This window comes from Psychrobacter sp. FME5 (assembly GCF_014861375.1).
GTDB lineage: Bacteria > Pseudomonadota > Gammaproteobacteria > Pseudomonadales > Moraxellaceae > Psychrobacter.
In genome coordinates, this window is sequence record NZ_RRYX01000007.1 from 18,203 (window position 1) to 45,082 (window position 26,880).

At 43.7% G+C, this 26,880-nt stretch carries 14 protein-coding genes; 6 read left to right on the top strand and 8 right to left on the bottom strand.

Annotated elements, in window-relative coordinates:
• The first annotated feature begins 213 nt into the window (after positions 1–213).
• Positions 214–1,086, top strand: coding sequence for a LysR family transcriptional regulator (locus EI161_RS02265; RefSeq protein WP_192528875.1), 873 nt, complete (start codon positions 214–216; stop codon positions 1,084–1,086).
• Between the two features lie 651 nt (positions 1,087–1,737).
• Positions 1,738–3,237: a sodium/proline symporter PutP gene (putP, locus tag EI161_RS02270; protein ID WP_192528876.1), complete on the top strand. Its 1,500-nt coding sequence runs from the start codon at positions 1,738–1,740 to the stop codon at positions 3,235–3,237.
• 91 nt (positions 3,238–3,328) lie between these two features.
• On the opposite strand, the gene EI161_RS02275 is transcribed toward putP, so the two are convergent.
• The 8 genes from EI161_RS02275 to EI161_RS02310 form a co-directional block, all read right to left on the bottom strand.
• Positions 3,329–4,906 (bottom strand): surface lipoprotein assembly modifier, encoded by a 1,578-nt coding sequence (locus EI161_RS02275; protein ID WP_192528877.1) that lies wholly within the window; start codon positions 4,904–4,906, stop codon positions 3,329–3,331.
• Positions 4,907–5,032: 126 nt separating this feature from the next.
• Entirely contained in the window at positions 5,033–10,885 is a 5,853-nt protein-coding gene (locus EI161_RS02280; protein WP_192528878.1) for a transferrin-binding protein-like solute binding protein, read from the bottom strand.
• Positions 10,851–11,120: a hypothetical protein gene (locus tag EI161_RS02285; protein ID WP_192528879.1), complete on the bottom strand. Its 270-nt coding sequence runs from the start codon at positions 11,118–11,120 to the stop codon at positions 10,851–10,853. Before EI161_RS02285 ends, EI161_RS02280 begins: the two co-directional genes overlap by 35 nt.
• A 668-nt stretch (positions 11,121–11,788) precedes the next feature.
• Positions 11,789–15,517, bottom strand: a complete 3,729-nt coding sequence (locus EI161_RS02290) for a transferrin-binding protein-like solute binding protein (RefSeq protein WP_192522801.1) — start codon at positions 15,515–15,517, stop codon at positions 11,789–11,791.
• 291 nt (positions 15,518–15,808) lie between these two features.
• A complete protein-coding gene (locus EI161_RS02295; RefSeq protein ID WP_192522802.1) occupies positions 15,809–17,194 on the bottom strand; it encodes an OmpP1/FadL family transporter in 1,386 nt (461 codons plus the stop codon).
• Positions 17,195–17,676: 482 nt separating this feature from the next.
• A complete protein-coding gene (locus EI161_RS02300; RefSeq protein WP_192522803.1) occupies positions 17,677–19,158 on the bottom strand; it encodes an outer membrane protein transport protein in 1,482 nt (493 codons plus the stop codon).
• A gap of 518 nt (positions 19,159–19,676) precedes the next feature.
• Entirely contained in the window at positions 19,677–21,167 is a 1,491-nt protein-coding gene (locus EI161_RS02305) for an OmpP1/FadL family transporter (RefSeq protein WP_192522804.1), read from the bottom strand.
• A gap of 224 nt (positions 21,168–21,391) precedes the next feature.
• Positions 21,392–21,652, bottom strand: a complete 261-nt coding sequence (locus EI161_RS02310; RefSeq protein WP_192522805.1) for a SlyX family protein — start codon at positions 21,650–21,652, stop codon at positions 21,392–21,394.
• Between the two features lie 158 nt (positions 21,653–21,810).
• Here EI161_RS02310 and EI161_RS02315 point away from each other — a divergent pair, with 158 nt between their 5' ends.
• The 4 genes from EI161_RS02315 (at position 21,811) to EI161_RS02330 (ending at position 26,775) form a co-directional block, all read left to right on the top strand.
• Positions 21,811–23,751, top strand: coding sequence for an ATP-binding cassette domain-containing protein (locus tag EI161_RS02315; RefSeq protein WP_192528880.1), 1,941 nt, complete (start codon positions 21,811–21,813; stop codon positions 23,749–23,751).
• A gap of 504 nt (positions 23,752–24,255) precedes the next feature.
• Positions 24,256–24,840: a ubiquinol-cytochrome c reductase iron-sulfur subunit gene (gene petA / locus EI161_RS02320; RefSeq protein WP_192528881.1), complete on the top strand. Its 585-nt coding sequence runs from the start codon at positions 24,256–24,258 to the stop codon at positions 24,838–24,840.
• Positions 24,841–24,847: 7 nt separating this feature from the next.
• Positions 24,848–26,068: a cytochrome b gene (locus tag EI161_RS02325; protein ID WP_413038494.1), complete on the top strand. Its 1,221-nt coding sequence runs from the start codon at positions 24,848–24,850 to the stop codon at positions 26,066–26,068.
• Positions 26,068–26,775 (top strand): cytochrome c1, encoded by a 708-nt coding sequence (locus EI161_RS02330; protein WP_192528882.1) that lies wholly within the window; start codon positions 26,068–26,070, stop codon positions 26,773–26,775. The genes EI161_RS02325 and EI161_RS02330 overlap by 1 nt, the downstream gene beginning before the upstream one ends.
• Positions 26,776–26,880: the final 105 nt, after the last annotated feature.

A 26,880-nucleotide genomic window follows, 5' to 3' on the forward strand; every position in this document is an offset into this window, starting at 1 on the left:
AAAAAATAAGCTTTATATCGCGACTTACGCCGTAAATATAATAAATATGTCACAATACGTCTCGATGTCTTGTGATTATAGCAGGCTAATTCTATAATAATAATTGATGATTTCTTTCTAGACACAAACTTTTATTTCTAATACATTATTTATCATGTCCGCCAACTTTTATTTATAGCTCGCTAAGTAACCCAAGTTACTAAGGAAACTCGTTTGAACACCACAAATTTAACGACATTCGTCACCGTTATGCACACAGGCAGTATCTCAGGCGCAGCAGAGAAGCTGTTTATCACTCAGCCTGCCGTCAGTAAACGCATCAAAAATTTGGAAGATGAGTTTAACATTACTTTGTTCGATACGGTAGGTCGTGGAATTGTCCCAACCCAAGCGGCTAGTGAGATGCTCCCTCACGCCAAGCGCTGGCTTGAAGACTATGAAAACTTCAAAATCAACCTGCAGCACTCTCAGCACATTGTGTCTGGTAAGCTGGTCATCGGCACCAGCCACCATATCGGCCTGCATCACCTAGCGCCTGTGCTCAAACACTTTATTCAAGCCTATCCTGCCGTTCAACTAGAGGTTCACTTTGTCGATTCAGAAAAGGCGCATAAAGCCGTGCTGGATGGTGATTTATCATTGGCCTTTGTCACGCTGCCACCAGTTTATGATAAACGCTTGACCTATCACACGCTGTGGTCAGACCCACTTTACTTTATGACGGGCACGCTATCGCCTTTAGCGACCAAATCCAAAGTGACCTTAGAGCAATTGGCACGTTACCCTGCTATTTTGCCATCAGCCAATACCTTTACCAGTCAAATTACCTTGGCTGAGTTCGCTAAGCACAACCTAAAGCCTTATGCCACGATGAGCACCAATCCACTCGAGTCTATCCGTATGTTAGTTTCTGTGGGACTCGGCTGGTCAGTATTACCTCAAACCATGATCAGTCAGGACTTAGAACGTATCGACATGGCAGACAACATTGAATTGCAGCGCTATTTAGGTGTGGTCATCAATCCAAAACTCACACAATCTAGCAGTGTTACTGCCTTACTAGACTTGCTTGCTCCTATTGAATAAAAGTCATTAGGGTGTGTCCTCTTTTTAAAAATGGTTATAAGAATGAGATAAATTGCAGTCAAACGAGGAAAGTAGCGCAAATAATATCGGGATATTAATCAGCTATTTGACGACGTTTGGCAAAATTTAGCCATTTTTAGCCCATTTAGATACAATCGCTTGAATTGAGGACATGCCCTAGAGTCTTCTAGACCGTTTGCCAAGAGCGCCTTGCGCTTTAAAAAGTACCGAATTCGCAATTAAGGCGCTCATACGTTATAATACGCTTGACGTTGTTTCTATAACAAAAACTTACCATAACCACACTGATATACATATATTGAACACTTCGAGTAAGATATGATGGTTAGCAGTAGGTTTAATGGTTTTAAATGATTGGTTATATAGGCGGCTGATATTAGTATTTAATTGGCAGATGCGAGCAATCAAGTTAAGCAGGTAATGCTCCCATTGCTCAAAGCACTACTGATAAGTATTAGCCCTAAAACAGCATCAATCATATAAAACTAACAGAAGATATTGAATAAAAGCCATTATGTCCTACTTAATGGCTTTTTTTGTCTTTAGATATTGTTTTGGGTATCGTCTTGTAAGACTTAATTTTTCTCGTTAAAAATAATGACAGCCAACAACATTGGTTAAGGATTTTATATGAACGGAGTTTCTAGTGGCGTGCTGGTATCACTTGGCGCCTATTTTTTGGTAATGATTGGGATTGGCATTTACGCCTACTTTAAACAAGCTAATGATACCGAAGGCTACATGCTTGGTGGCCGTAGTCTCGGCCCTGCAGTGACTGCACTGTCAGCAGGCGCGTCAGATATGTCGGGTTGGTTATTATTAGGCCTACCAGGTGCCATGTATGCTGACGGTGTTGTCAGTGCTTGGATTGCCATTGGTTTGACATTGGGTGCGTTTTTAAACTATATCATCGTGGCGCCGCGCCTTCGTGTCTATACCGAAGTCGCAGATAACGCCATTACTTTACCCGATTATTTTGCCAACCGCTTTGAAGATAAGTCGCACATGCTGCGCGTCATCTCAGCCGTGGTTATCATTTTATTCTTCACTGTTTATACCGCGGCAAGTTTGGTCGGCGGTGGCAAACTCTTTGAAAGCTCGCTCAACCTCTCTTATAGCACAGGCCTTTGGGTAACTGCTGGTGTGGTCGTCGCTTATACGCTATTTGGTGGCTTCTTAGCCGTTTCAATGACTGACTTTGTACAGGGCATCATTATGCTGTTTGCAATGGTCATTGTACCTATCGTTGCTTTGACTGACCTCGGTGGTGTTGGAGCAACAACAGATGCCATCAGAGCCATCGATCCAAGTATGTTAGATATTACTAGTGGTGTTACTTTTCTTGGTGTCGCCTCTTTGCTCGCTTGGGGACTTGGTTATTTTGGTCAGCCACATATTATTGTCCGCTTTATGGCGATTCGCTCAGTAAAGGACGTCCCAACTGCGCGTAACATCGGTATGAGCTGGATGATCATCAGTCTTATCGGTGCTTGTGTAACAGGTATTGCTGGTCGCGCTTATGTACAAAAAACAGCGATGACATTAGACGATCCTGAAACAATCTTTTTGGTATTTACTCAATTCTTGTTCCATCCATTGGTGTCTGGTTTCTTATTAGCAGCTATTTTAGCCGCCATTATGAGTACGATTTCGTCACAACTATTGGTGGTATCAAGCTCACTAACTAAAGACGTTTACAAGTTATTCTTTGATAGAGAAGCACCTGAAGCTCGCCAAGTATTGGTCGGTCGTATCTCAGTAATAGTCGTTGCTGTAGTCGCGATTTTACTTGCTTCTAACCCTGATAGCTCTGTATTAAGCCTAGTCTCTAACGCTTGGGCAGGGTTTGGTGCTGCATTTGGACCGTTGGTTATCTTCAGTCTAATCTGGCGCGGTATGAACCGTAACGGTGCTGTTGCTGGTATGGTTATCGGTGCATTGACTGTTATCCTATGGGTCTATGGTCCTTTCGAGATGAATGGTATGCCATTAAACAGTTGGTTATACGCTATCATTCCAGGCTTTATTTTAAGTACTATCGCCATCTTTGCGGTGAGTATTATGACAGGTGGGCCAAAAGCGTCTGTTACTGCGAAGTTTAAAGAGATGGAAATGAACTTGAATAAGTAAAAATTACTATTTATTGTCTCATAAGTACAAAAAAACCTCGCTATGATTTGGCGAGGTTTTTTATTATGTGCACATGGTAATGAACATGTTTTTAAAAGCTTTTGGTTAGTAACACGGTCGCAGATTTTTCATCACGATCATCATAGTAAGCAAAGTTACTTGAGGTGGTTTCATAATCAAACACTAAGCGCGGGGTCAAACCATATACCGTAAAGTCGCGTTTCCACACTTGCAAACCTAAGGAAGCGGTTTTGTCTTTTCTGGTTGAGCCAGGCTCACCGCCTACCGCATTGTAGTAGCCTTTCCATGCACCGCTTCCTTCTGGGTAGGCATCTCCAGGATTGTCATATTTTTTTATTCCATAGCCTGCTGTCGCTAATGTCGAGAGACCACGCTTCCATTCACGTCCCCAACCAGCATTCACAGAATTACGATCGTAACTAATAATACTCGACTTGGGTACATCATTGTTATAATTACCAAGCCCACCATAGAAATATTCTTTAGCATCTTTAATATAAAAAGCATTCAACCCCAAGAATCGGCCATCTGTTTTGCGATTTGAATTGCTATCATCCTCAAAGTTTTCTTTAGAAACAATGCCTGTAGCTGACAGCTTCAATTTAGGCTTGACCCAGCGTGAGCCACTGACCGTTACCCCTTTACGTAAACTGTAAGGCTCCTCATCATAGTAGCGTTTGGTTACAAATGGCGTCAAAGAAACGTCGTTTTTCGCATCATCATAGCCGACACCAGCAGAGGCTGTGAATAGATAATCGTTGTAATCAGTTTCATCCCAATAGCCTTTTAACGAGGCATTACCACCTACCGTTGCATAAAAGTTATCAGGTAAGTTAAAGCGTTTATTTGCACTGCCGGACACCTGTATACCGTTGGCAGACTTTTGCTCAATCGAGCGCCCTAAGTCAGATTGAATAGATGACGATGGTGCATCATTAATATTACTATCCCTTACATAGCTGGCAGAGGCATTGAATCGCCATTTTTCTGAACTATTTATTTGAGACAATGAGTTTTTCACTCTGGCCATGACAGGCGCTGGCAAATCAACAGACTGTAGTTTTAAAAGCTGATCTTTTGCCGCCGCATATTGCTTATCTGCTTGCATAGCGATGGCCATATTTAAACGTACTGGATGGAAGTCTGGATCTTCCGCTAACATACCGCGATAGATGGCAATGGCTTGTTTGTTTTTAGCTTCACTGCGATAGACGAGTGCATCAGCAAACTTGATAAGCATTGGATCGTTGATCTCTAACGCTTTGTAATGGGGAAGTATCTGCTTGACGGTCACCATATCTTGCGCAGCTAATGCATCATTCAAAAACTTGCTAAACGCTGATGGATTGGCTTTTAAGGCTTCTAAGTTATAAGCAGTTGCAGCGGCAAGTTGTTGACGGCTTCTGATAGCATTCTGTGCCTCTGTATCAGAGACGCTGGTAGAAGGTGCAGTAGGATTAGAGACTGACGTTTGGTTCTCACGTTTGAGCAGCTCAGTAGCTTGGTCGAGATCAGGTCCTATCTCTGGTGCGTCTGGGGCGTCTGGGGCGTCTGGAGCAACTGGAGCAGCCACAGCTGATATAGAAACCGCCATCATCGATAGTAAAATAGCGGCTGTGAGAGGTTTGCGCATATATTGATTATTCATGGGTATCCTTACCTAAGTACGATCTATAAATTTCCAAACATAAGTATCCTAAGGGATTTTAGTCGTTTAAGCGAGAAAAAAAGCGCCCTAGGACGCTTTTTCTTTACTCTGTACAGTCACAGCGATTTATTGCTTTTCGGCACCAAAGGTTCCTTGGAATTTAGTACCGGTTCCAGCAACAGTCCCTTTACCCCCTTGGTCTGCAGCATCTTGATAAATACCACCTAAGAACTGTGCATCTTCACCGTAGAAACCACCAGCGGTATCGATACCATTTTTATTGCCAGCAAAGGTGTTGCCTGTGATGTCTGCATCGATTTTAATTTCATTACCAGCAGGCATGTATTTATAGTCACCATCATCAAACGCTAATGTACCATCAACTGAGCCATTAACGAAGTCAACATTGAAAGCAGAAGTTCCATTCTCTGGCGCAGTAGAAGCGTTATCATCCAGATGAATATTTTCAATATAAGTCGCCATACCATGATACTGGGCTGTACCATCATTGACATTCTTCAAGTTATCCATACCTGCTTGAGAAGTCAGATAGCCTTCTACATAGACGTTGGCTGCACGTGATACGTCCCCGACTAATGAGTTAAAGTTACCATAGACATGTCCTACTTGCATCTGCGAATCAAAGTTTTTGTATACGGCGTTGTAGTTAAAGGTTGGGTTTTGTCCACCTTTACCTGCATCTACCTTTACTGATCCGTTATCAGTGAGAGACACTGCTATAGGTTTTAACACAGAATCGGGCTTGACCATATCGGCACGAACCACGCCATTTTTAAAGCTATTAAAATTGTTACCTTTGCCATTATCCACTGGTACTTCAGAGCCATTCTCCGTCTTCAATTCAGTCCAATCAGATTTATCATCGCGAATGTCTACATAGCCAATAGCATTATCTAATTGACCCAAACCTAAGGGTAAGGTTTTCTCTTTACTGCTCAGTGCCGTCGATTGGAAGCCAGTCATTCTCGACTCAGTAGGATCAGGTGCCGCTTCTGGATCCACTTTGGTCGCACCATAAGTACCCTTACCTCCACTAACTTGATAGACACCACCTAGTAGGCCTGCATCTTCACCAAAGAAGCCTCCTTTAGTATCAACCCCATTCCAGTTACCTGCAAAGCTATTACCATTAATCTCGGCTTTGATAGTCTTTTCACTGACACCAGTACCTTCAAATAACAACGTACCATCGACTTGGCTGTCAACAAAGTCAACTGAAAACTCTGAAGTACCTATGATTGGATCGTGACCAATGATTTCATCCTTACTGTTACCTATGTAGCTAGCATCACCTTTATAGCTGACCTTACCGTCGTTGATACCATTATCAACATTGTATTGTGATAGGTCTTTCATGTACTGCATATCGGCATTATCTGTACTGTTACCCTGCACGTAGACGTTGGATATTAAATCTAGTCGAGCACCATTGTTCGTAGTCTTAAGATCACCATGAATGTGACCTATTTGCATTTGATCCTCATAATTCTTGTAGGTTGACGTGTATTTAAAACGTCTGTTCAAATACCCTGCTGGCAGTGAATATAGAGAGCTCTTTTTAAAGCCACCTTCATAGTCTAGATCAGCCTCATTACGCAAAGCAAAGTCAGTGGTAGTATTATCATCATAGCGTCCAGAACCAGTTTCTAATATATTAACCTTAAGCTTATCGTAGTTATCAGAAGTATTGGTATTGATAGCACTATTGTCATCACCTGAAATAGTGTTTTGGAAACCGCTTATTGTTGCATTTACAGGGGCCTGTGGATTGGTTGGTGCTGGTGGTAGCTCCTCTGCTGCTGCTAAAGCATCTTCTGCAGCTTTTGCCCTAGCTTCAGCCTCTAGTTTTGCAGTTTCAGCTTCATCAGCGTCAGTTTGCGCCTTTGCAGCTTGTGCTTTAGCATCAGCCGCTTGTTGGTTGGCTTCTGCAACCTTTTTGTCGGCTTCTACTTTGGCATCGCCAATAGCTTTATCTGCCGCAGCTTGTGCTTTTATAGCTGCATCTTCTGCTGCGGTTTGAGCCGTTTCTGCGGCAGCTCTTGCCGCCTCTGCAGTCTCTGCAGCTTGTAACGCTGCGGCTTCCGCGACTTCTGCGGCTTCTGCACGGGCCAATGCAGCGGCTAGACCACCATCTCCTGTACCAGCATTCGCTAAGGCATCTTCAGCGGCAGCCAAGGCGGCTTGAGCTTTAATAGCATCCGCTTTGGCTTTGTCAGCAGCGGCTTGGGCTGCTGCTGCTTGGGCATTAGCATCGGCGATAGCAGCTTGAGCGTTATCAGCATCGGTTTGAGCGTCTGCTGCCGCTTGTTCTGCTGCGGTTTGTTTGTCACTCTTGGCACCATAGGTACCCTGAGCGCCATTACCTTCGTAGACACCGCCTAGGTACTGTCCATCACCGCCAAAGAATCCACCTTCGGTGTTATAGCCAGCATTATCATCAGCGGTACCTGAGAATTGGTTGCCATTGATGCCAGCGGTTAAACCAATCTTACCGGCCTTATCAAAGGTGAGATCGCCTTTGACGTTTTGAGCCACAAAGTCAGCAGTGAATACTGATTTGCCAAATTCGATATCATTACCAATGCCTAGCTGACGATGAGTGGCATCACCTGTGTAACCAACTTTACCGTCGGTTGGCATGTTCGCCGCTTGAGTTGCACTACCAACGACAGCGACGCCATCTACAGGAATTTCAGTGCCTTGGAGTTCTGCGGCACCATCGATGTGAGCAATGCGCATGTCATCACCATAGTCTTTATACACTGAGGTATAAGTTAATGGCAACTCTCCTAAAGCAGTTGTAATAGAAGTACTGTCATCATGGCTTTTGAACCCATTAGCAAGCTCGGTATCTCCTGCACCTGAAATATTGACATCAACTTTAGGTAGTAGATCTCCAGAAGCTACGTCAGCACGAGCTATGACATTATTTTCACCAATCTCAAAATCACGGGTCGTTACTATAAAGTCACTTGGTAAACCCGCAGCTGTTGTACCTACATTAATAGACTGAGCACCTGACTTCTTAGTTTCAGGAGCATTGTTGATTTGTGCGGCAGCTAACGCATCCTTGGCGGCTTGCGTTGCTTGGTTGGCAGCAGCTAACTGTGCTTCGGCGGCGGCAGCGGCATCAGCTTGAGCTTGCTTGGTAGCAATGATTTTAGCATTTGCTGTGTCTAGTGCCGCTTGGCGACGATCCACTTCTGCCTGCAGGGCTTCGGTGTTGCCACCACCTGAGGCCAGTGCGTCTGCTAGGGCTTTTTCTGCTGCAGCTAACTCCTCTTGTGCAGTCGTTAATTCGCCTTTGGCTTTATTGGCTTCAGCTTGAGCTTTCTCAGCCTTTTTCTTTTCAGCTTGAGCTTGGGCTTGGGCAGCCGTCGCTTGTTGATTAGCCTTATCTGCTTTGGCATTGGCGGCGGCCACTGCCTCTGCGGCTTCAGCCTTAGTGGTGGCAGCTTCGGCTTTAGCTTTGGCTTCTGCAGCTTTAGCAGTGGTAGCATCAGTTTCAGCTTTATCAGCTCGTGTTTTAGCATCAGCCGCTTGTTGGTTGGCTTCTGCTACTTTTTTATCCGCTTCTACCTTCGCATCACCAACTGCTTTATCAGCAGCTGCTTTTGCTTTCAAGGCAGATTCTTCAGCAGCGACTTGTGCGGCTTGAGCAGCAGCTCTTGCCGCCTCTGCAGTCTCTGCAGCTTGTAACGCTGCGGCTTCCGCGACTTCTGCGGCTTCTGCGCGGGCCAATGCAGCGGCTAGACCACCATCTCCCGTACCAGCATTCGCTAAGGCATCTTCAGCGGCAGCCAAGGCGGCTTGAGCTTTAATAGCATCCGCTTTGGCTTTGTCAGCAGCGGCTTGAGCTGCATTCGCTTGGGCATTAGCATCGGCGATAGCAGCTTGAGCGTTATCAGCATCGGTTTGAGCGTCTGCTGCCGCTTGTTCTGCTGCGGTTTGTTTGTCACTCTTGGCACCATAGGTACCCTGAGCGCCATTACCTTCGTAGACACCGCCTAGGTACTGTCCATCACCGCCAAAGAATCCACCTTCGGTGTTATAGCCAGCATTATCATCAGCGGTACCTGAGAATTGGTTGCCATTGATGCCAGCGGTTAAACCAATCTTACCGGCTTTATCAAAGGTGAGATCGCCTTTGACGTTTTGAGCCACAAAGTCAGCAGTGAAGACTGATTTACCAAATTCGATATCATTACCAATGCCTAGCTGACGATGAGTGGCATCACCTGTGTAACCAACTTTACCGTCGGTTGGCATGTTTGCCGCTTGAGTCGCATTACCAACGACAGCAACACCGTTTACTGGTAGCTGGTTGTCGCCAAGGGCTGCTGCACCGTCAATGTGACCGATGCGCATGTCATCGCCAAAGTCTTTATAGGTTGAGTTGTAATTCAATGGCAGTACGCCAAGAGCGGTTGTGATTTCGGTACTGTCGTCGTGCGATTTAAAACCGTCTTGTAAGTTGGTATCATCTGCGCCAGAGGTGGTGACGTTGACGATTGGTAGTAGATCACTTGATGCGGTGTCTGCTCGAGCTTCAACGCTATTATCAGTGGCATTAAAGTCACGGGTGGTAGCGGTAAAGGCGTTAGGTAGGCCAGCAGCTGATGGGTCGATACTTAATGACTGTACACCTGACTTCTTAGTTTCAGGAGCATTGTTGATTTGTGCGGCAGCTAATGCATCTTTGGCCGCTTGCGTGGCTTGGTTGGCAGCAGCTAACTGTGCTTCGGCGGCGGCAGCGGCATCAGCTTGTGCTTGCTCGGTAGCAATGATTTTAGCATTTGCTGTGTCCAGTGCCGCTTGGCGACGATCCACTTCTGCCTGCAGGGCTTCGGTGTTACCACCACCTGAGGCCAGTGCGTCTGCTAGGGCTTTTTCGGCGGCAGCTAACTCTTCTTGTGCAGTCGTTAACTCGCCTTTGGCTTTATTGGCTTCGGCTTGGGCTTTTTCTGCCTTTTTCTTTTCAGCTTGGGCTTGGGCTTGGGCAGCCGTTGCTGCTTGCTCTGCGTTTTGTTTGGCTAGTAATGCTTCCTCAGCTTTCTCAGCTTCTAATTTAGCAGTAGCTTCCGCTGCTTCTATACGTGTTTGAGCAGCGGCGGCATCTTCCTCTGCTTTTTCAGCACGTGCCTGAGCGTCTGCCGCCTCTTTTTTGGCAGCATCAATTTGGGTTGCGGAGGCAGTTTTGACAGCGTCAAGTTTGGCTGCAGCTTCTTTAAGGGCAGCATCTGCAGCATCCGCAGCAGCTTTTGCAGCCACTTTTGCAGCAGTAATTGCTTTAGCTTCTGCAGTTTCGAGTGCGTCTTGGGCATCTTTTGCAGCTTTCTTAGCCTCAGCAATCTGGCTCGCTGATGCTTTTTCTATATCTGCAACCTTCTTATCAGCCTCAGTCCTAGCAGCTTTCGCATCTTTAACTGCTTTTGCTGCTTTTTCTTCTGCTGTCTTAGCATTAGCTTGAGCCTTTTTAGTTTCAGCTTCTGCGGCTTTGGTTTTTACTTGCGCTGCTTTTTTCGCCGCTATTTCAGCTTTTAGCGATGCTTCGACCTCTTTAGCCTTGGTTTCTGCTACTGTTGCACGATTATCTGCTGCTTTGGCTTTTTCTTCAGCGGCTTTGACTTTAGCGACTGCATCGGCTGCTGTTTTTTTAGCAGCATCTACTTTTGTCTTAGATGCCTTCGCAGCGGCTTCGATTTTCGTGACAGCCTCCACTCGAGCTGCTTCTGCGGCGGTTTTCGCTTTCGCTGCCTCTTCTTTTGCAGCATCAATTGCTTTTCTTGATGCTTCTGCTGCTTTCTCTGATTCTTTACCAAAACCTGCCTCTGCTGCTTTTAAAGCTGCCTCTGCTACTTTGGTTTTTGCTTCTGCTACTTTAAGCGCTTCTTCTGCGGCTTTGGTTTTTTCTTCCGCAGCTTTAATCGTTTTTTTCTGCTTCAGTAGTAGTACCAACCCCACCTCCATCAGATCCACTACCGCCTGAACCTTCACCCTCAGCCACTCCTCCCGTTCCATTATCATCTACTGGGATTGTAGGAGTGGGTTTAGGTGTAATAGCGTTATCTCCACTGCTAGAGGAGCATGAAGCCAAAATAACGGTAGTCAAAATAACCACACTGGCCTTGAGTGGGGTCTTTAGCGTTTTTGCTGTAGATACAGCCGATACTGAATAACGGTTAGGTGACATTCGTCTTCCTCCATGAAGAATTAGTGATATTCTATTATTTAATCCTTGAAGCACAACATAAATCCGGTGCTTTGAATAGATAAACAAATCGCCTACAAAAAGTCAAACTTTATTATTCAAATATTTCTATAGGTAACTTTTAGTTACTAATTAGCTTAAAAACACCTCTTAACCAAGATAAGATGTATCGAAATTATGGACTGAAAATGTAGTTTACATCAGACACTATTTTAAATTAATAAATATTTTAAATAAAATCCAGCCTAACAACCCCTTAAAATAACTAATAAAAACAACTGTATACTGAGTCCGCTCAAGTATTTGTTTTTATAATCATATCTCCAAATAAAATTTTTAAATTAAAAATACAGTGTATTGAGCATACTTATTTTATTAAAAAACAACCTATATACTTATAGAATATCCTTTTAACACTTTGTTTTATCAAGCATCAAAAATCATAGAAAACCCTCTTAATTTCAATAAATTCCATATAATCACTGCTAAAAACCTAACTATACAGGCAAACACTAGTTTACTAATTCGCCATCTATCGTTTTAATAATTTTATTATCTAATATCACTATTTCTAATTCTTGGTACATAATTTAAAGCATAAAAAAAAGCACCCTAAGGTGCTTTTCTTATTCAAAAGCTTTCATATTAATTTATTGCTTTTCAGCGCCAAAGGTACCTTGGAAGGTTGTCCCGGTTCCAGGAGTAGTACCCGTTCCTGGTACGCCGTCTTCACCATCAAGTTGAGCTTCTTGGTAGATACCGCCTAAGAAATTAGCATCCTCGCCATAGAAACCACCTGAGGTCTCAACATTACCCTCTCTACCAGCAAAGGTATTACCTTCAATATTAGCCTTAATATCAATATTTTTGTCAATATCAGCAAAGTCTAATTTGCCTGATAAAGAGTTATTGACGAAATCAACGTCAAAATTAGATTCGCCATTGACCACTGGATTGTTTATAGCGCCTGAACCTAAATGAATATTATCCATATAGGTCGCGACACCAGCATATTGAACATTACCATCGTTGATGTTGTTATCAATATTATACTGAGCTTGCTGTTGCATGTAGTCCATATCAGCTTGAGCAGTACTGTTGCCCACTACGTAAACGTTGGCATAACGTGATTTCACACCACCGAATGGATTCTCTTTACGAAGATCTCCGTAAACGTGACCTATCTGCATCTGTGAATTAAAGTTCTTATATACAGAATCATAGTCATATTTTAGTTCAATATCACCAACAATAGATCCAACTTCCTCGAAAGTGACCGTATTCTGACCATCAGATTTCATGAAACCACTATCAGCATCAAAAGCGATATCACTGTCTCTAACGGTTGTAATTGTAGCTGTTTGCTTGAATTTGTTAGGTTTAACAATATCAAGACGGGCTTCAAACTGATCATAGCCTGGCAAGTTATCTATAGTATTATCTTCAACTATGGTCGGCGTCATGTCTTCGCCTTCACCAGTTGTCTCAGTAAAAGTTTCATTGTCTGTAACAAACTGACGGAAACCAATCGCATCCTCAGTACCCAATCCTGATTCGCTACTAATGGTGTTACTCATAACGCCAGTCACATCTTCGTTAGCTGGATCACCAGGATTGACAGGGGGTTCTGGCAACTCTGGCTCTACTGGGGTATCTACGTCGGCTGGTGTACCATCTTTCTCAGCGCCAAAGGTACCTTGCGACTCATTACCTTCGTAGATACCACCGATGTAATTAGCATCTTCACCGTAAAAAGCGCCTTCTGTGTTGTAGTCACCTTTTTTACCTGAGAACTCATTGCCATCAATAGCTCCTTCCAGCGCAATATCACCCGCTTGAGCAAACTTCAGTGTACCGTCGACTTTTTTGTCAACAAAGTCAGCGGTAAACTCTGAGCTACCATATTCAATCTCATTGTCTAAACCGACTTTGCGATTGGTGGCGTCACCTGCATATTCAAACTTACCCTCTGTCGGTAAGGTCGCTGTCTTATTACCCACTACAGCTACCCCATCTACAGGGACTGTAATTGCTCCACCTCCTGCACTGACGGCACCGTCAATATGAGCAATGCGCATCTCACCATTTTCACCAAAGTCTTTATAGACTGAGGTGTAAGCTAGATCGCCTTCTGCTAATACAGTGGCTGTATCCTCGTGAGATTTAAAGCCGTTGGCTGTGTCAATATCATTTTCTCCAGAAACCTTAATGGCTATAGGTTCTGGAACTACACCTTCAAGCGCTAAGTCGGCACGAGCATCGACATCAGAAGTACTACGGATAGCAAAGTCACGAGTTGTTGTTGCTTTAACGCCTTGACCTAGACCGCTTGCATCGACAGATAGATGCTGAACCCCTGATTTCTCTGTTTCGGCTTCAGACTTATATTCATCTGGATTGTTTATTGCATCTAACTTATCTTGCAACTCTTGAGCTTTCTTTTCCGCTGCTGCTGCTTCTGCTGCTGCTGCTGTCGCTCTATCCTCGGCTGCCTTAGTATCTCCTTCCGCCTCCTTTTGAGCGGCTTTAGCTTTTCTAGCTTCTTCTTTGGCTAGGTCTGCTGCTTTGTTAGCTTCGGCTACATCTTCTTTTGCAGCTGACTTTGCAGCTGCCACTTTGGCTGCTGCATCTTTTTCAGCAGCTTCTGCCTCTGCTTTAGCGGCGGCAGCGGTGTTTTTAGCAGCTGCTGCTTCTGACTGAGCTGCCGCGACTTTATCTTGTGCCGCTTTCACTTCTTCTTGTGCTTTTTCTGTAGCTTCCTGGATTGCAATTTTTGCATCTGCTTCGGCTTTCTCAGCTGCTTTCTCAGCCGCTTCTGCTCTATCTAAAGCATCTTGAAGTGCTTCATCATCACCGCCACTACCTGCATTATCCGCAGCTTCTTGGGCTTTCTTTGCAGCTTCTTGGGCTTTTGCAGCGTCAGCCTGGGCTTTTTCTGCAGCGGCTTGCGCTTGTGCCGCTTGATCTTTAGCATTGGCTAAGGCTTCTTCTGTAGCATCTGCCTTTCCAGCCGCTTCTTTAGCATCTTCCTCAGCTTTAATTTGAGCGTCAGATTTCGCTCCATAAGTACCTTGAGCGCCGTTACCTTCGTATATACCGCCTACGTATTGACCATCGCCACCATAGAATCCACCGTCGGTATTATAATCGTCTTTGCTCCCTGAGAACTTATTACCATCAATGTCTGCTTCTAAACCAATGTTCTTATCACTAAAGGTTAAGTCACCTTTGATATTCTTGGCTACAAAGTCAGCGGTGAATACTGAGGTACCAAATTTAATATCTTTATTTTGACCAGTTTCACGATAAGTTGCATCACCCGTGTAACCAACTTTACCTTCTGTCGGCATGTTCTCAGCTTGGGTCGCATTACCCACCACAGCAACACCGTTGACTGGTAACAAACCAGCAGCAGCACCATCAATATGGGCAACTCTTAAGTCATCGCCAAAATCTTTATAGGTTGAGGTATAAACTAGATCGACTTCACCTAATGAAGAAGTATTAACTTTGGTCGTATTTTCAAAAGATTTGAAGCCATTAGATTCCGCTACTACATCGTCGTTATCACCACTAACTTTTAATGCTACCGGATCAGAAACTAAGCCACCTGAAGCTTCATCTGCGCGTGCATCTACTTGGGTTTCATCTGTGATATCAAAGTCACGAGTAGTAGTCGTTAATGCCCCCTGGCCTAAACCAGACGCATCGATACTGATGTGTTGGACACCAGTTTTCACAGATTCTGGAGCATTTTTAATCTCTGCATCCTGTGCTGCATCCTGTGCAGCTTGTTGGGCTGCTTGGGCTGCTGTCGCTTCTGCCTCTGCTTTTTGCTGAGCAGCTTGTGCAGCGGCTTCAGCAGCTTGCGCGTCTGCCTTTGCTTCTTCTGCTAGCTTGGCTTTGCGGTCGGCTTCTTTTTGTAGGGCCTCTGAACCCCCACCATTTGCTAAAGCGTCTTCTAACGCTTTTTCTGCTTCTTCTTGTGCTTTAATAGCTTCTGCTTTGGCTTTTTCAGCCGCAGCGGCGGCAGCTTCAGCCTCTTGCTGAGATTTGATAGCCGCATCTGCTTTTTCTTCAGCTGCTTTTTCAGCGGCAGCTATTTGCTCAGCCGCCTCTTTCTTCGCAGCCTCGGCTTCTTCTCTTGCTTTTTTGGCTTCCTCTTTAGCCTTTTCAGCCTCAGCTTTTGCTTTTTCTAGTGCTGCATCAGTCGCGCCAGGTATTGGGCTGAAGACATCATCAAGATTATAAGAAGGATCGTCAGTTGTATTACAGGCGGCGAGTATCATTGATGTTAAAAGCACAACACTGGCTTTTAAAGGGGTTTTGAATTTTTTAGCTGTCGATACAGCTGAGATTGAATGACGGTTAGGTGACATTCTTCTTCCTCCATGGATGATTGATAGATATTCCTTTATCTACACATTGCCACATTAGTATTTGGGCAATATATATAGATAATAAAACTCAGTTCACTAAGTCAATTTATCAAAATCGAATAACCATTCGTAAAATATAACGCAAGCGTTCATTTTTAAATTATTCGATATTTTTATGCATAATTACTTAGTATCAATAAAATTTTTACGCTTGATAACACTTACCTAACCCATTGGTTAAGTAAGATCTCTTCTAGTATTTATGGTAAAACAACATAGCCAGGTGATAAGTTACTGGCTTTGATAAGAGAGTTTTACACCAGCGATATAACCATCATTGTCTTCGGCTTTACTGACGATACTACCGTTGGGTAGCTGACCTGTTGCATCACCAAATTTCAGATATTTGCCACCGACTGACACGGCCCACTCAGGAGTCACGTTGTATTTCACACCACCACCCAAGCTATAATAACCGTCAATAGTACCCAATGAGCTGACAGGATCGCCTGCACCAGAGTCATAACCAACTGTTACGGAACCCGCTAGCTTTTCATTAAAACGTTTGGCCAAACCAACATCTACTTTCCATTGGTCTTTGTCATAGGATAAAAGTGGTAAACCGTCTGGGTCAGCCGCTTTAGAATAAGCATTATAAAGCGGAGGGACGATAGTGAAATCGCTCCAAGGTACCCAGCGCACATCTACAGTACCTAATAGTTGATACTTCTCACTTAGACCAGTTTGAATATTTAAATTCACTGACTCAGGTGTGGTTACAGTCGCATCGGTCGTTGCATATTCACCAATAGACTGGCCAAGTTCAGAGTCTGGGTCAATATCAAGCTTACCTAACGCTATATCTTTTAGCGGTGATCCTAGTAATGGTACTCTTTCGCCCACTGGGGTTTTATGCTTAATTTCTGAGCGATAAGTTAGTGCCGCATTTAAGGCAATTTCAGGTTTACTATAGGCTAAACCCGCTACCCAACCGTAGTCAGTGTCAGGGTTTACATTGGCATCATAGCCTGTCAATGGGCCGTATGCCTGACCTCGCAGATGCACATCTGCTTTCACTTTTTGCATCACTGGACCACCATATACTTGGAAGCCATTAGCTTTGTAACCAAGCAGCCCTGTCCACGTTTCCGTATGCACACTGACGTTGGTGTTTTTGTCATAGTCTGGATCTAATACTGAAGGGTTGATGACTTCATTAGGAACAGATGTCCCTGACGATGAGTCAGCAATGGTATCTTTGCCTGCTTGAGAAACAAAAGCATTATCCCCAGAGTATTCTACTTCTGCACCAAAAGGCTCGTCATAAAACACACCGATACTGAAATTTTCATTAATGTCAGTTTTTACCCCGTAGCGCATAAAACTATAGGAATCTGGAGTAGCGTTGCCAGTTGACACACCTTTTTCGTAAGCCGCTTCTGTAGAAGTGATACCATTACGAATCTCGTCAGTTGGGGTAACGATAGCACCGGCATTGTCATGTGCTGAAACATCAGTATCGATATAAGCAAAATCAACTTCGGCATAAGTACCAGGGTTAAAGAAGCCTTTGATTTCTTGGCCTGAACGATCGAGGCCAGCGGCTTGTGTTAGTGATGCAGCAGATAGGGTGATAAGGGCTAGAGTGAGCTTAGAAATAGGGAAATTTTGCGACACGTGACATCCTCCATGAATAAAAAAACTGGCAAATAGCTTAGTTACTACAATTTGTCATAACAACTGAAGCTGCTGCAGTGCAATCCTTTGCCAAACGACTTAACTATTGAATGTAATCATCGCTTACGCGACCTTACTTTCATTGTTATCAGACATTACCGCTATGTAAGACAACGTAACTGATTTCAATATCATAATTAAAGTTTGCCACTATAGCAACACCCTTTACGGTTTTGAGAAGACAGATTTATGTTAAGTTAGCTATTACTATAAGGATGGTGATGGGTGATATCTTGCTACTAACTAGACTGGATTAAGCATTTTTTTATTATAAGAACTGACATAAATACCTGATTATTAACATTATTTTTTCTATATATACTTTAAACGAAAAAAAGCAGCCTATGATAGGCTGCTTTTTTTATTATATATACAAACTTAAAATAACAACAGTTGTTCACTGACTGTTCGGTACTCTCTTACTACTTGATATCTTGATAAGAGAGTTTCACACCAAGAATATAGCCATCATTATCTTGGAAATCACCTACGATCTGCTTAGTCGGTAATTGACCTTTAGCATCACCGAACCATAAGTATTTACCACCGGCTGATACTGCCCAGTTTTCAGTGACATTATATTTTGCCCCCAAACCCACACTATAGTAGCCATCGATAGGTCCTAATGATGTCGTTGGATCACCTGCACCACTATCCCAACCCACTGTACCACTTACCGCTAAAGCTGGTGCTAGACGCTTGGCAAGACCAAGCTCTACTTGCCACTGATCATCATCATAATCCACTAATGGAAGGCCGGTATCATCTTGGGTCGCGTTTTTGCTAATTTCGTTATACAGCGGTGGTACAATTGCAAAGTCACCCCATGGTACCCAGCGAACTTTTGCCGTGGCTAAAGTGGTGGGGTTAATACCTGTTTGGAAGTCAAAGTTTACTGATTTTGGGGTAGTGATTTCCATGGAAGTCGCTTGATTTGCGGCAGCTGGATCACCCGCTAATAAACCTGCTAATGGATAGGATTCAGCGATCTTCATATTATGATCAATCTCTGAACGATAGGTCAAAGCTGCTTTTAAAGCAATTTCAGGCTTGCTATAAGAGATACCTGCTAAATAACCATAATCTTGATCAGGACTGATATGCGAGGTGTAACCTGTGGCAGGTCCGTATGCACTGCCGCGTAATTTTACATCTGCTTGAATGCGCTGAGCGACTGGACCGCCATAAACTTGAAACTCTTTATTAGCACCAAACTTGGCACCTAGAATCGCGGTGATACTTTCAGAGCGCACTTCTACATTTGTGCCTTCGGTATTGGCAAGCTGACTAGCAGCATAACCGTTTAGTCCTTCTAAGGGAGCTAGCTGTTCTTCACCAGCCGCAATTTGTGCTTTACCAGCCTCAATTGTTGGACGTAGAGCGGGTTCGAGTGCTGGGTTTGCTGCAATGGCTGCTTCAGCTTGTTTAACCTGTTCTCTACCTGCTGCGAGATCATCTTGAATAGACTCAACATAAGTATCTAAACCTTCAGCGCTAGTAATTGTTTGCCCTGGCACTTTTCCGTCTAGTTGTGTGGCAATAAGATCATCAATTGCTTCAGTTGGAGCGCCAGTAAAATTATTATCGCCATTATAGGCAGCAGCAGCGCCAAATGGTTCGTCGTATAACACACCGATACTAAAAGTATCGTTAATATCTGTTTTTACGCCATAACGGAAGAAGTCGTAAGATTCGGCAACATCACCTGTGTCATTGCCGTTATTATCAACACCACTAACATCGGCATCGATATAGGTATAGACGGCTTCAGCGTAGGTACCATCTTGTAAGAATGCAGTGACATCTTGACCTGAGCGATCAAGACCAGCAGCATTAGTCATGCTAGCGACAGAAAGAGTAGCGATTGCTACGACAAGAGCTTTTACATGAAAAGTAGCGCGCATTGTGTATCTCCAAACATCCTCGTTGTTTAATCGTCTTCATCATCAATGTTTAGCTTTGTTGCTTAAAACATAAGACTATGTAAACGACGTCCTAAGATGAATAGTAATGACTTTTTAACACTAAAACAACAGTTAAAACACTTTATTTATTATCAATAATTTTATTATAAAGTCGTCAAAAATATCTTTGATAAACAATAGTTTACGTTATTAAGTGTTCATACTGATTACCATACTTTATTACCCAACTTATATCCAATAATAATCAACTTGACCCGAGCAATATAAGACACATAAAACAGATATATGAGTACATTTTTAATTTATAGTACGCACAAAAAAGCGACCCCTAAGGATCGCTTTTTGCTACTCATTCATCAACTTAAAAGTATAGTCATACCATTCACAAAAATTAGAGTAGCAAGGAAAACGAATGTAAGTGCTACGCATTGTAGACTAAACAAGTTTGACACAGCTAATCGTACTTTTTGGGTTTGGTATTAAAATGATAGCCAGTATTACTTCGCTTGATAAGAAAGCTTTACACCAAGAGCAAAACCGTCGTTGTCTTCAAAGTTACTAACGATATTTTTGGTTGGGATTTGGCCTTTAGCATCACCGAACCATAGGTATTTACCACCAGCAGAGACTGCCCAGTTTTCAGTGACGTTATATTTAGCACCAAGACCCGCGCTATAGTAGCCTTCAATAGGACCTAGTGACGTTACTGGATCACCAGCACCACTGTCCCAGCCGATATTACCAGTCACTGCTAACGCTGGCGTCAAACGTTTAGCAAGACCTAACTCTACTAACCACTGATCTTTATCATAGCTTACCAACGGCAAACCAGTGTCATCTTTGGTCGCGTTTTTGCTGACTTCGTTATATAGCGGTGGTACGATTGCAAAATCACTCCACGGTACCCAGCGTACTTTTGCTGTTGCTAGCGTGGTTGGGTTGATACCGGTTTGGAAATCAAAGTTTACTGACTTAGGCGTGGTGATATCAATCTTATTACCCTGTACTGGTTCTTTACCCAGTGCGCCCGCCACAGGATATGTCTCATCAATATTTAAACTGTGGTCAATCTCAGAACGATAAGTCAAAGCAGCTTTTAGCGCAATTTCAGGCTTGCTATAAGAGGCGCCTGCTAACCAACCATAGTCTTGATCACGGCTGATATGGGCTGTGTAACCAGTCGCAGGGCCATAAGCAGTACCACGTAATTTTACGTCGGCCTGAATTTGTTGTGCTACTGGACCACCATAGACTTGGAAGTTTTTGTCTTGGCCAAACTTCATCCCAACGATACCCGTGATACTTTCACTGCGTACTTCAACGTTGGTACTTTCGCCTTTAGTAGCAAGCTCTGCTTCGGCTGCAGCAACTGCGGCACCAAGCGATTGGGCTTGACCTGCCAGCGTTTCTGCTTTTTCTTTTGCCGCTTGCGCTTGAGCAGCAAGTTCTTTAGCCGCTTGCGGTGTGGTAGCAGCTTGCGCTTGTTCTGCTAAATCTGCCGCCAAACCGCCTGCTTGCTGGGCACCTTGGGTCAACTGACCAATCTTTTCACCAGCGTCTGCTTTACTGCTAGCGGCACCGCCTGAAATGGCATTAATAGAAGCTTCAAGATCACCTTGCGCTACAAAGTTGTTATCACCACTATAGTCAGCCGCCGCACCAAATGGCTCGTCATATAAGATACCAACGCTAAACGTGTCGTTGATATCTGCTTTTACACCATAACGGAAAAAGTCATAAGATTCGGCAACGTCATCAACTTTATTACCTTGTTGATACGCGTTTTTATCATTACCAACATAAGCATTATCGTGACCACTAACGTCGCCATCGATGTAAGTGTAAACAGCTTCAGCATATAAGCCGTCTTGTAAGAATGCGGTGATATCTTGGCCTGAGCGATCAAGACCAGCAGCACTAGCGACGCTAGCAATAGAAAGAGCTGCAACAGCAACTGTGAGAGTTTTTAAATGAAAAGTTGCGCGCATTATATATCTCCAAACATCCGCATTGTTTTACTGCTATGCCTATGTTCGCTAAGCAAGCAGTATCCGAGGTGGAGGATAGTAAAGATTTTCGCACAGTAAAACAACTGCAAAAACACATTATTTCGCATTTATGACTAAACAGTCACCAGACAGTACCTTTATGTTTAAATGTGGATATTATTTTACCTAGATTCAAATAAAACGGCTTTATTTTTCATTACCTATCAATAATGCGGCGGTCTGTCTGCCATCACATCAAAAGGGGCGATACCGCTTTCTGTATCTTGATTTTCAACTTGTTCATAAAGTAGCTGCAACTGGCGTTGCAGTGTCTGAATATCTTTATCTTGCCGCGCAATGACGGTATCAAGTCGCTCTACGGTCATCTCTAAATGCGCCATACTCATTTGTAACTCAATGACTTGTTGGGTTTGTAAGTCTGCGTGCGCAGTCGAAACGCTGTCTTGATCGTTGGATTGGCTCATATTCTTCTCTACGTTGTGGTAAATACAATCATTATAAAATCTATAAATAGTATGGATAAAACCATTTACACGCACTACAGTCACGTGGTGGCATGTTATACTGCTGGCAATTTTGCAACAACCCCTTACCTCACTATTATATAAGCTTAAGATACTCTATGGCACTGATACATTTAAAAGATATTCATCTAGCCTTTGGCGTCGCTCCAGTTCTTGATGGCATTGATTTTTCGATCAATGCTGGTGAACGCGTGTGTTTAATTGGTCGCAATGGCGAAGGTAAATCCACCTTATTTAAGCTGATTAATGGCACATTACAGCCTGACAGCGGTGAAATTATCACCAACAGCAGTATGCGCGTGGCGATGCTCGAGCAAGATGTTCCTGAAACCAGTGGACGTATTTTAGATATCGTCATGGGTGGTAGCCGCCGCACCGCTGATTTGCTGATTAACTATAATAAGCAAGTCGACCTATGCGCCAACGGTGATATGGATGCCTGCGAGCATATGGCAACGCTGCAACATGATATCGATGCCGTCCATGGCTGGGATTTAGAACGTGATGCCACCCGTCTGATTACCACGATGGGTCTGGATCCAGAAGATGACTTATCATCATTATCTGGTGGTCGTAAGCGCCGTGTGTTATTGGCGCGCTCTTTGGTCACTAAGCCTGACGTGCTACTACTTGATGAGCCGACCAACCATTTGGACGTTGAAAGCATCGAATGGTTAGAGCGCTTTTTATTAGACTGGCAGGGTTTGACCTTGTTATTTGTCACCCATGATAGAGCGTTTGTAAATAAGCTTGCTACCCGTATCGTTGAGCTAGATCGCGGTCAGTTAACCAGCTATGACGTCACCCAAGGCGCAAAAGGTTACGCACGCTATCAAGAGCTAAAAGAACAGCAATTATTGGCTGAAGAAAAGAACAATGCCAACTTTGATAAAAAACTGGCGCAAGAGGAAGTGTGGATTCGCCAAGGTATCAAAGCGCGTCGTACCCGTAACGAAGGTCGCGTGCGTGAGCTAAAAGCACTACGCGAAGAGCGTAGTGAGCGCCGTGAGCAAGTCGGTAATGTCAATATTACCATGGGTCAAGGCGAGAAAAGCGGCAAGCTGGTCTGTAAAGTTAAAAATCTACACCTACAGTACGATGACCATGTGCTCGTAGATGACTTTAGCACCACGATTATGCGCGGCGACAAAATTGGTATCGTCGGTCCCAACGGTGCTGGTAAAACTACCCTTATCAAAGCCCTACTCGATATGTCAGACGATGATGTGATCAAGACCGGTAACGTTGAGCTTGGCACTAACCTAAAAATCGCTTTCTTTGATCAGCTGCGTGATCAGTTAGATCTAGAAGCCAGTGTGGCGCAAAACGTCTCAGAAGGCTCAGACTTCGTCGATGTCGGTGGTCGTAAGACACACATTATGAGCTATTTGCAAGATTTCTTGTTTGCCCCAGAGCGTGCACGTACGCCCGTCAAGGCATTGTCAGGGGGCGAGCGTAACCGCGTCCTCATTGCCAAGCAACTATTAAAGCCTGCTAACATTCTGGTACTCGATGAGCCAACCAACGATTTGGATATGGCGACACTTGAGCTATTAGAAGAATCTGTCAGTAGCTTTAACGGTACGATATTACTTATCAGCCATGACCGCTCGTTTATGGACAATGTCGTCACCTCTACTTGGGTGTTCGATACCGATGCAGACGGTAAAGGCATCGTCAAAGAGTACGTCGGTGGCTATCAAGAGTATTTGGTGCAAAAAAACCGTGAGGAAGCAGCAAAGGCGGCCAAAGCACCTGTTAATAACGCCACAAGTAGTAAAGGCGCTAACAAACCAGTAACAGCGAAGCCTAGTAAAACAGTGCAAAAGCTGAATTATAACGAGCAACGCGAACTCGATAATTTACCAAAAGAAATCGCAGCGTTAGAAACAGAACAAACGCAACTAGAAGAAAAACTCGCTGACGGCTCATGGTTTACCCAAGATATAGACGCGGCTACTGCTGCTAGTGAGCGTTTATTGACGATTGAAGAAGAGATGATGAACAAGCTTGAACGCTGGAGCACGCTCGAAGGCTAAAATCAAACAGTGAGCCTTTATCTTGATAACATCGTTACCGTATTTTAATTTTTTTATAAGCAGTTAGTGATTTGACTCAGTTTTAAAAGACATGAAGTAAACACTACTTTGCAGTTTGAAGTAATGTTTATGGATTTACAGCGACTTACAAAGCGGTTAGATACTGAAAGTTAGTGAACATTACCTTAATTTCAAGTATCATTCGCTATTGCTGAATATCCTTATTAATTATAAGGTCATAAAATTTACTATCTTTAATACAGAAACTGATGTTAGACATTGATAATACAGCTGTTTTGACTTGATTGTCATGTTCAACCTTAGAGTATGTTCTATTAAGGTTGCTTTATTTTTAACGCAATAATTTATTTTATCACCGAAATAGCTTAGAATAGCAACAATTAGCAAAATTAGGCACAGCTAAAGTGGCTTGATATTGTATATTTTCTAAGCCACAAACCCAGTGTGGGATAATCCCATTTCATTCACCTGGAGGAAGTATTAATGAGCCAAGCCGAAGGCGTTAATGTACAACGCCGTAGAGTTCTTATTGCCTCAACTGCCGCAATTGGTGCAGCTGGGGTAGCTGCTGTGGCAACACCTTTTGTCCGTTCTTGGTACCCAAGCGCTAAAGCTGAGGCTGCAGGGGCTGCAGTGACCCAAGATATTGGTTCTATCGATGCAGGACAGATGATCGTTGTCAAATACCGCGGTAAACCCATCTTTGTCGTCAAACGCACAGAAGATATGCTAACGACCTTAGAGTCGGTAAAACCTTTACTGTCGGACCCTGATTCTAGCGAATCATTGCAACCTGAATATTGCAAAAACCCAGAACGCTCTATTTCACCAGAAATCTTGGTCGTAGAAGGCGTCTGTACACATTTAGGCTGTGCACCAAACTACCGTCCTGATGTGGGCGCGGCTGACTTGGGTGGTAATGATTGGTATGGCGGATTTTTCTGCCCCTGTCACGGTTCTAAGTATGACTTGGCAGGTCGCGTCTATAGTGGCGTTCCTGCACCGCTTAACTTACCTGTCCCAGATTACAATATGGATGGTACCATCTTGACGATTGGGGAGGCTTAATATGAGCATGGGTAAAAAGTTAATGCATTGGGTGGACGCGCGCTTTCCAGCGACTGAAACCTATGAATACCATATGTCAAAGTACTATGCACCAAAAAACTTTAATTTTTGGTACTTCTTTGGCGTATTATCAATGGTGGTATTGGTCAACCAGTTAGTCACTGGTATTTGGCTGACGATGATGTACAACCCGAGCGCCGAAGGAGCGTTTGCTTCTGTTGAGTACATCATGCGTGATGTCAAAGGCGGCTGGCTCATTCGTTATATGCACTCGACTGGCGCATCTGCGTTCTTCGTGGTGGTCTATCTGCATATGTTCCGCGCCTTGCTATATGGTTCATACCAAAAACCACGTGAGCTTATTTGGCTCATCGGTATGGGTATTTACTTAGCGTTGATGGCAGAAGGTTTCTTCGGTTATCTACTGCCTTGGGGCAACATGTCATTCTGGGGTGCACAGGTTATCTTAAACCTACCTGCAGCGCTACCAGTCATTGGTGACGGTCTTGCTGAATGGGTACGTGGTGATTACATCATTTCTGGTATCACCCTAAACCGTTTCTTTGCCTTACACGTCGTGGCGATTCCGTTAGTTCTGGTCGGCTTAGTGTTTATGCATTTAGTGGCGCTACATCACGTGGGTTCGAACAACCCTGATGGTGTTGACATTAAGAAGCTAAAAGATAAAAACGGTGTACCATTAGACGGTATCGAATTCCATCCGTACTATACTGTGCATGACATGGTTGGTATTGTAGTGTTCTTTATCTTGTTCTTTGCAGTGGTGTTCTTCTTCCCAGAAGGCGGCGGTTTCTTCCTTGAGCCACCAAACTTTGAGACAGCAAACTCACTGAAAACGCCAGCACATATTGCGCCAGTATGGTATTACACCCCTTTCTATGCCATCTTACGTGCGGTTCCTGATAAGCTGGGTGGTGTGATTGCAATGGGTGGTGCGATTGCCGTACTGTTCTTGATTCCATGGCTCGATAGATCACCTGTACGCTCTATACGTTACAAAGGTATTTTATCTAAGATTGCACTGGTTATCTTTGCTATTAGCTTTGTAGTATTGGGTTATTTAGGTGCGACACCAGCGACGCCAACATCAACTATTTTGGCACGTATATTTACTGTCTTGTATTTCTTGTTTTTCTTATTAATGCCATTCTACACGGCTATTGAGAAGTGTAAACAGCCACCAGAACGCGTTACCGGAGGTCACTAATGAGCACGCTAATTAAATCCCTAGCTGGTCTAGGCTTAGGCGCGGCATTAACCTTGACTGCTGGTACGTCGATGGCAGCTGATTGCGGTACTTTTACCAATGCTGATGGTGTTGTAGAAAATCTGGCTTGTAGCAGCGCTCCTATTGATTTTACCAATAAGGGATCGCTACAAAACGGTGCGAAGACGTTTATGAACTACTGCGCAGGTTGTCACTCAGCACAGTACGTTCGCCATTCGCGCATTGCTAAAGACTTAGAGATACCACCTGAACTGGTTGAAAAGTATCTGATGGTGACCACCGATCAAATTGGTGATCATATCAATGCTGAGATTGACCAAGAAGTACAAGCATCATGGTTTGGTGCAGCGCCACCAGACTTATCGCTTGAGACTAGGCTACGTGGTGATGACTGGGTTTATACCTACCTATTGTCATTCTATGAAGATCCAAGCCGTCCTTGGGGCGCTAATAACTTAGTGCTTGCCAATGCTGCTATGCCGCATGTCTTGCATAATATGCAAGAAGAGCTCAGTCAAGAAGAGTTTGAATCTGAAGTCGGTGACTTGGTTAACTTTATGGCGTGGATGGCAGAACCTGTTCGCCATGACCGTCAAGTAATTGGTTTCTTTGTTATTTTATTCTTGCTCGTTTTATTAATTCCAGTTTATTTATTGAATAAAGAATTCTGGAAAGATGTAAAATAAACAGACGATAAAAACCCAGAAATTGATTCTAAGATTAGGCACTACTTCGGTAGTGCCTTTTTTATGTCTTTGATATTTTTATATAGGCAGTTCGAAATAAAATCG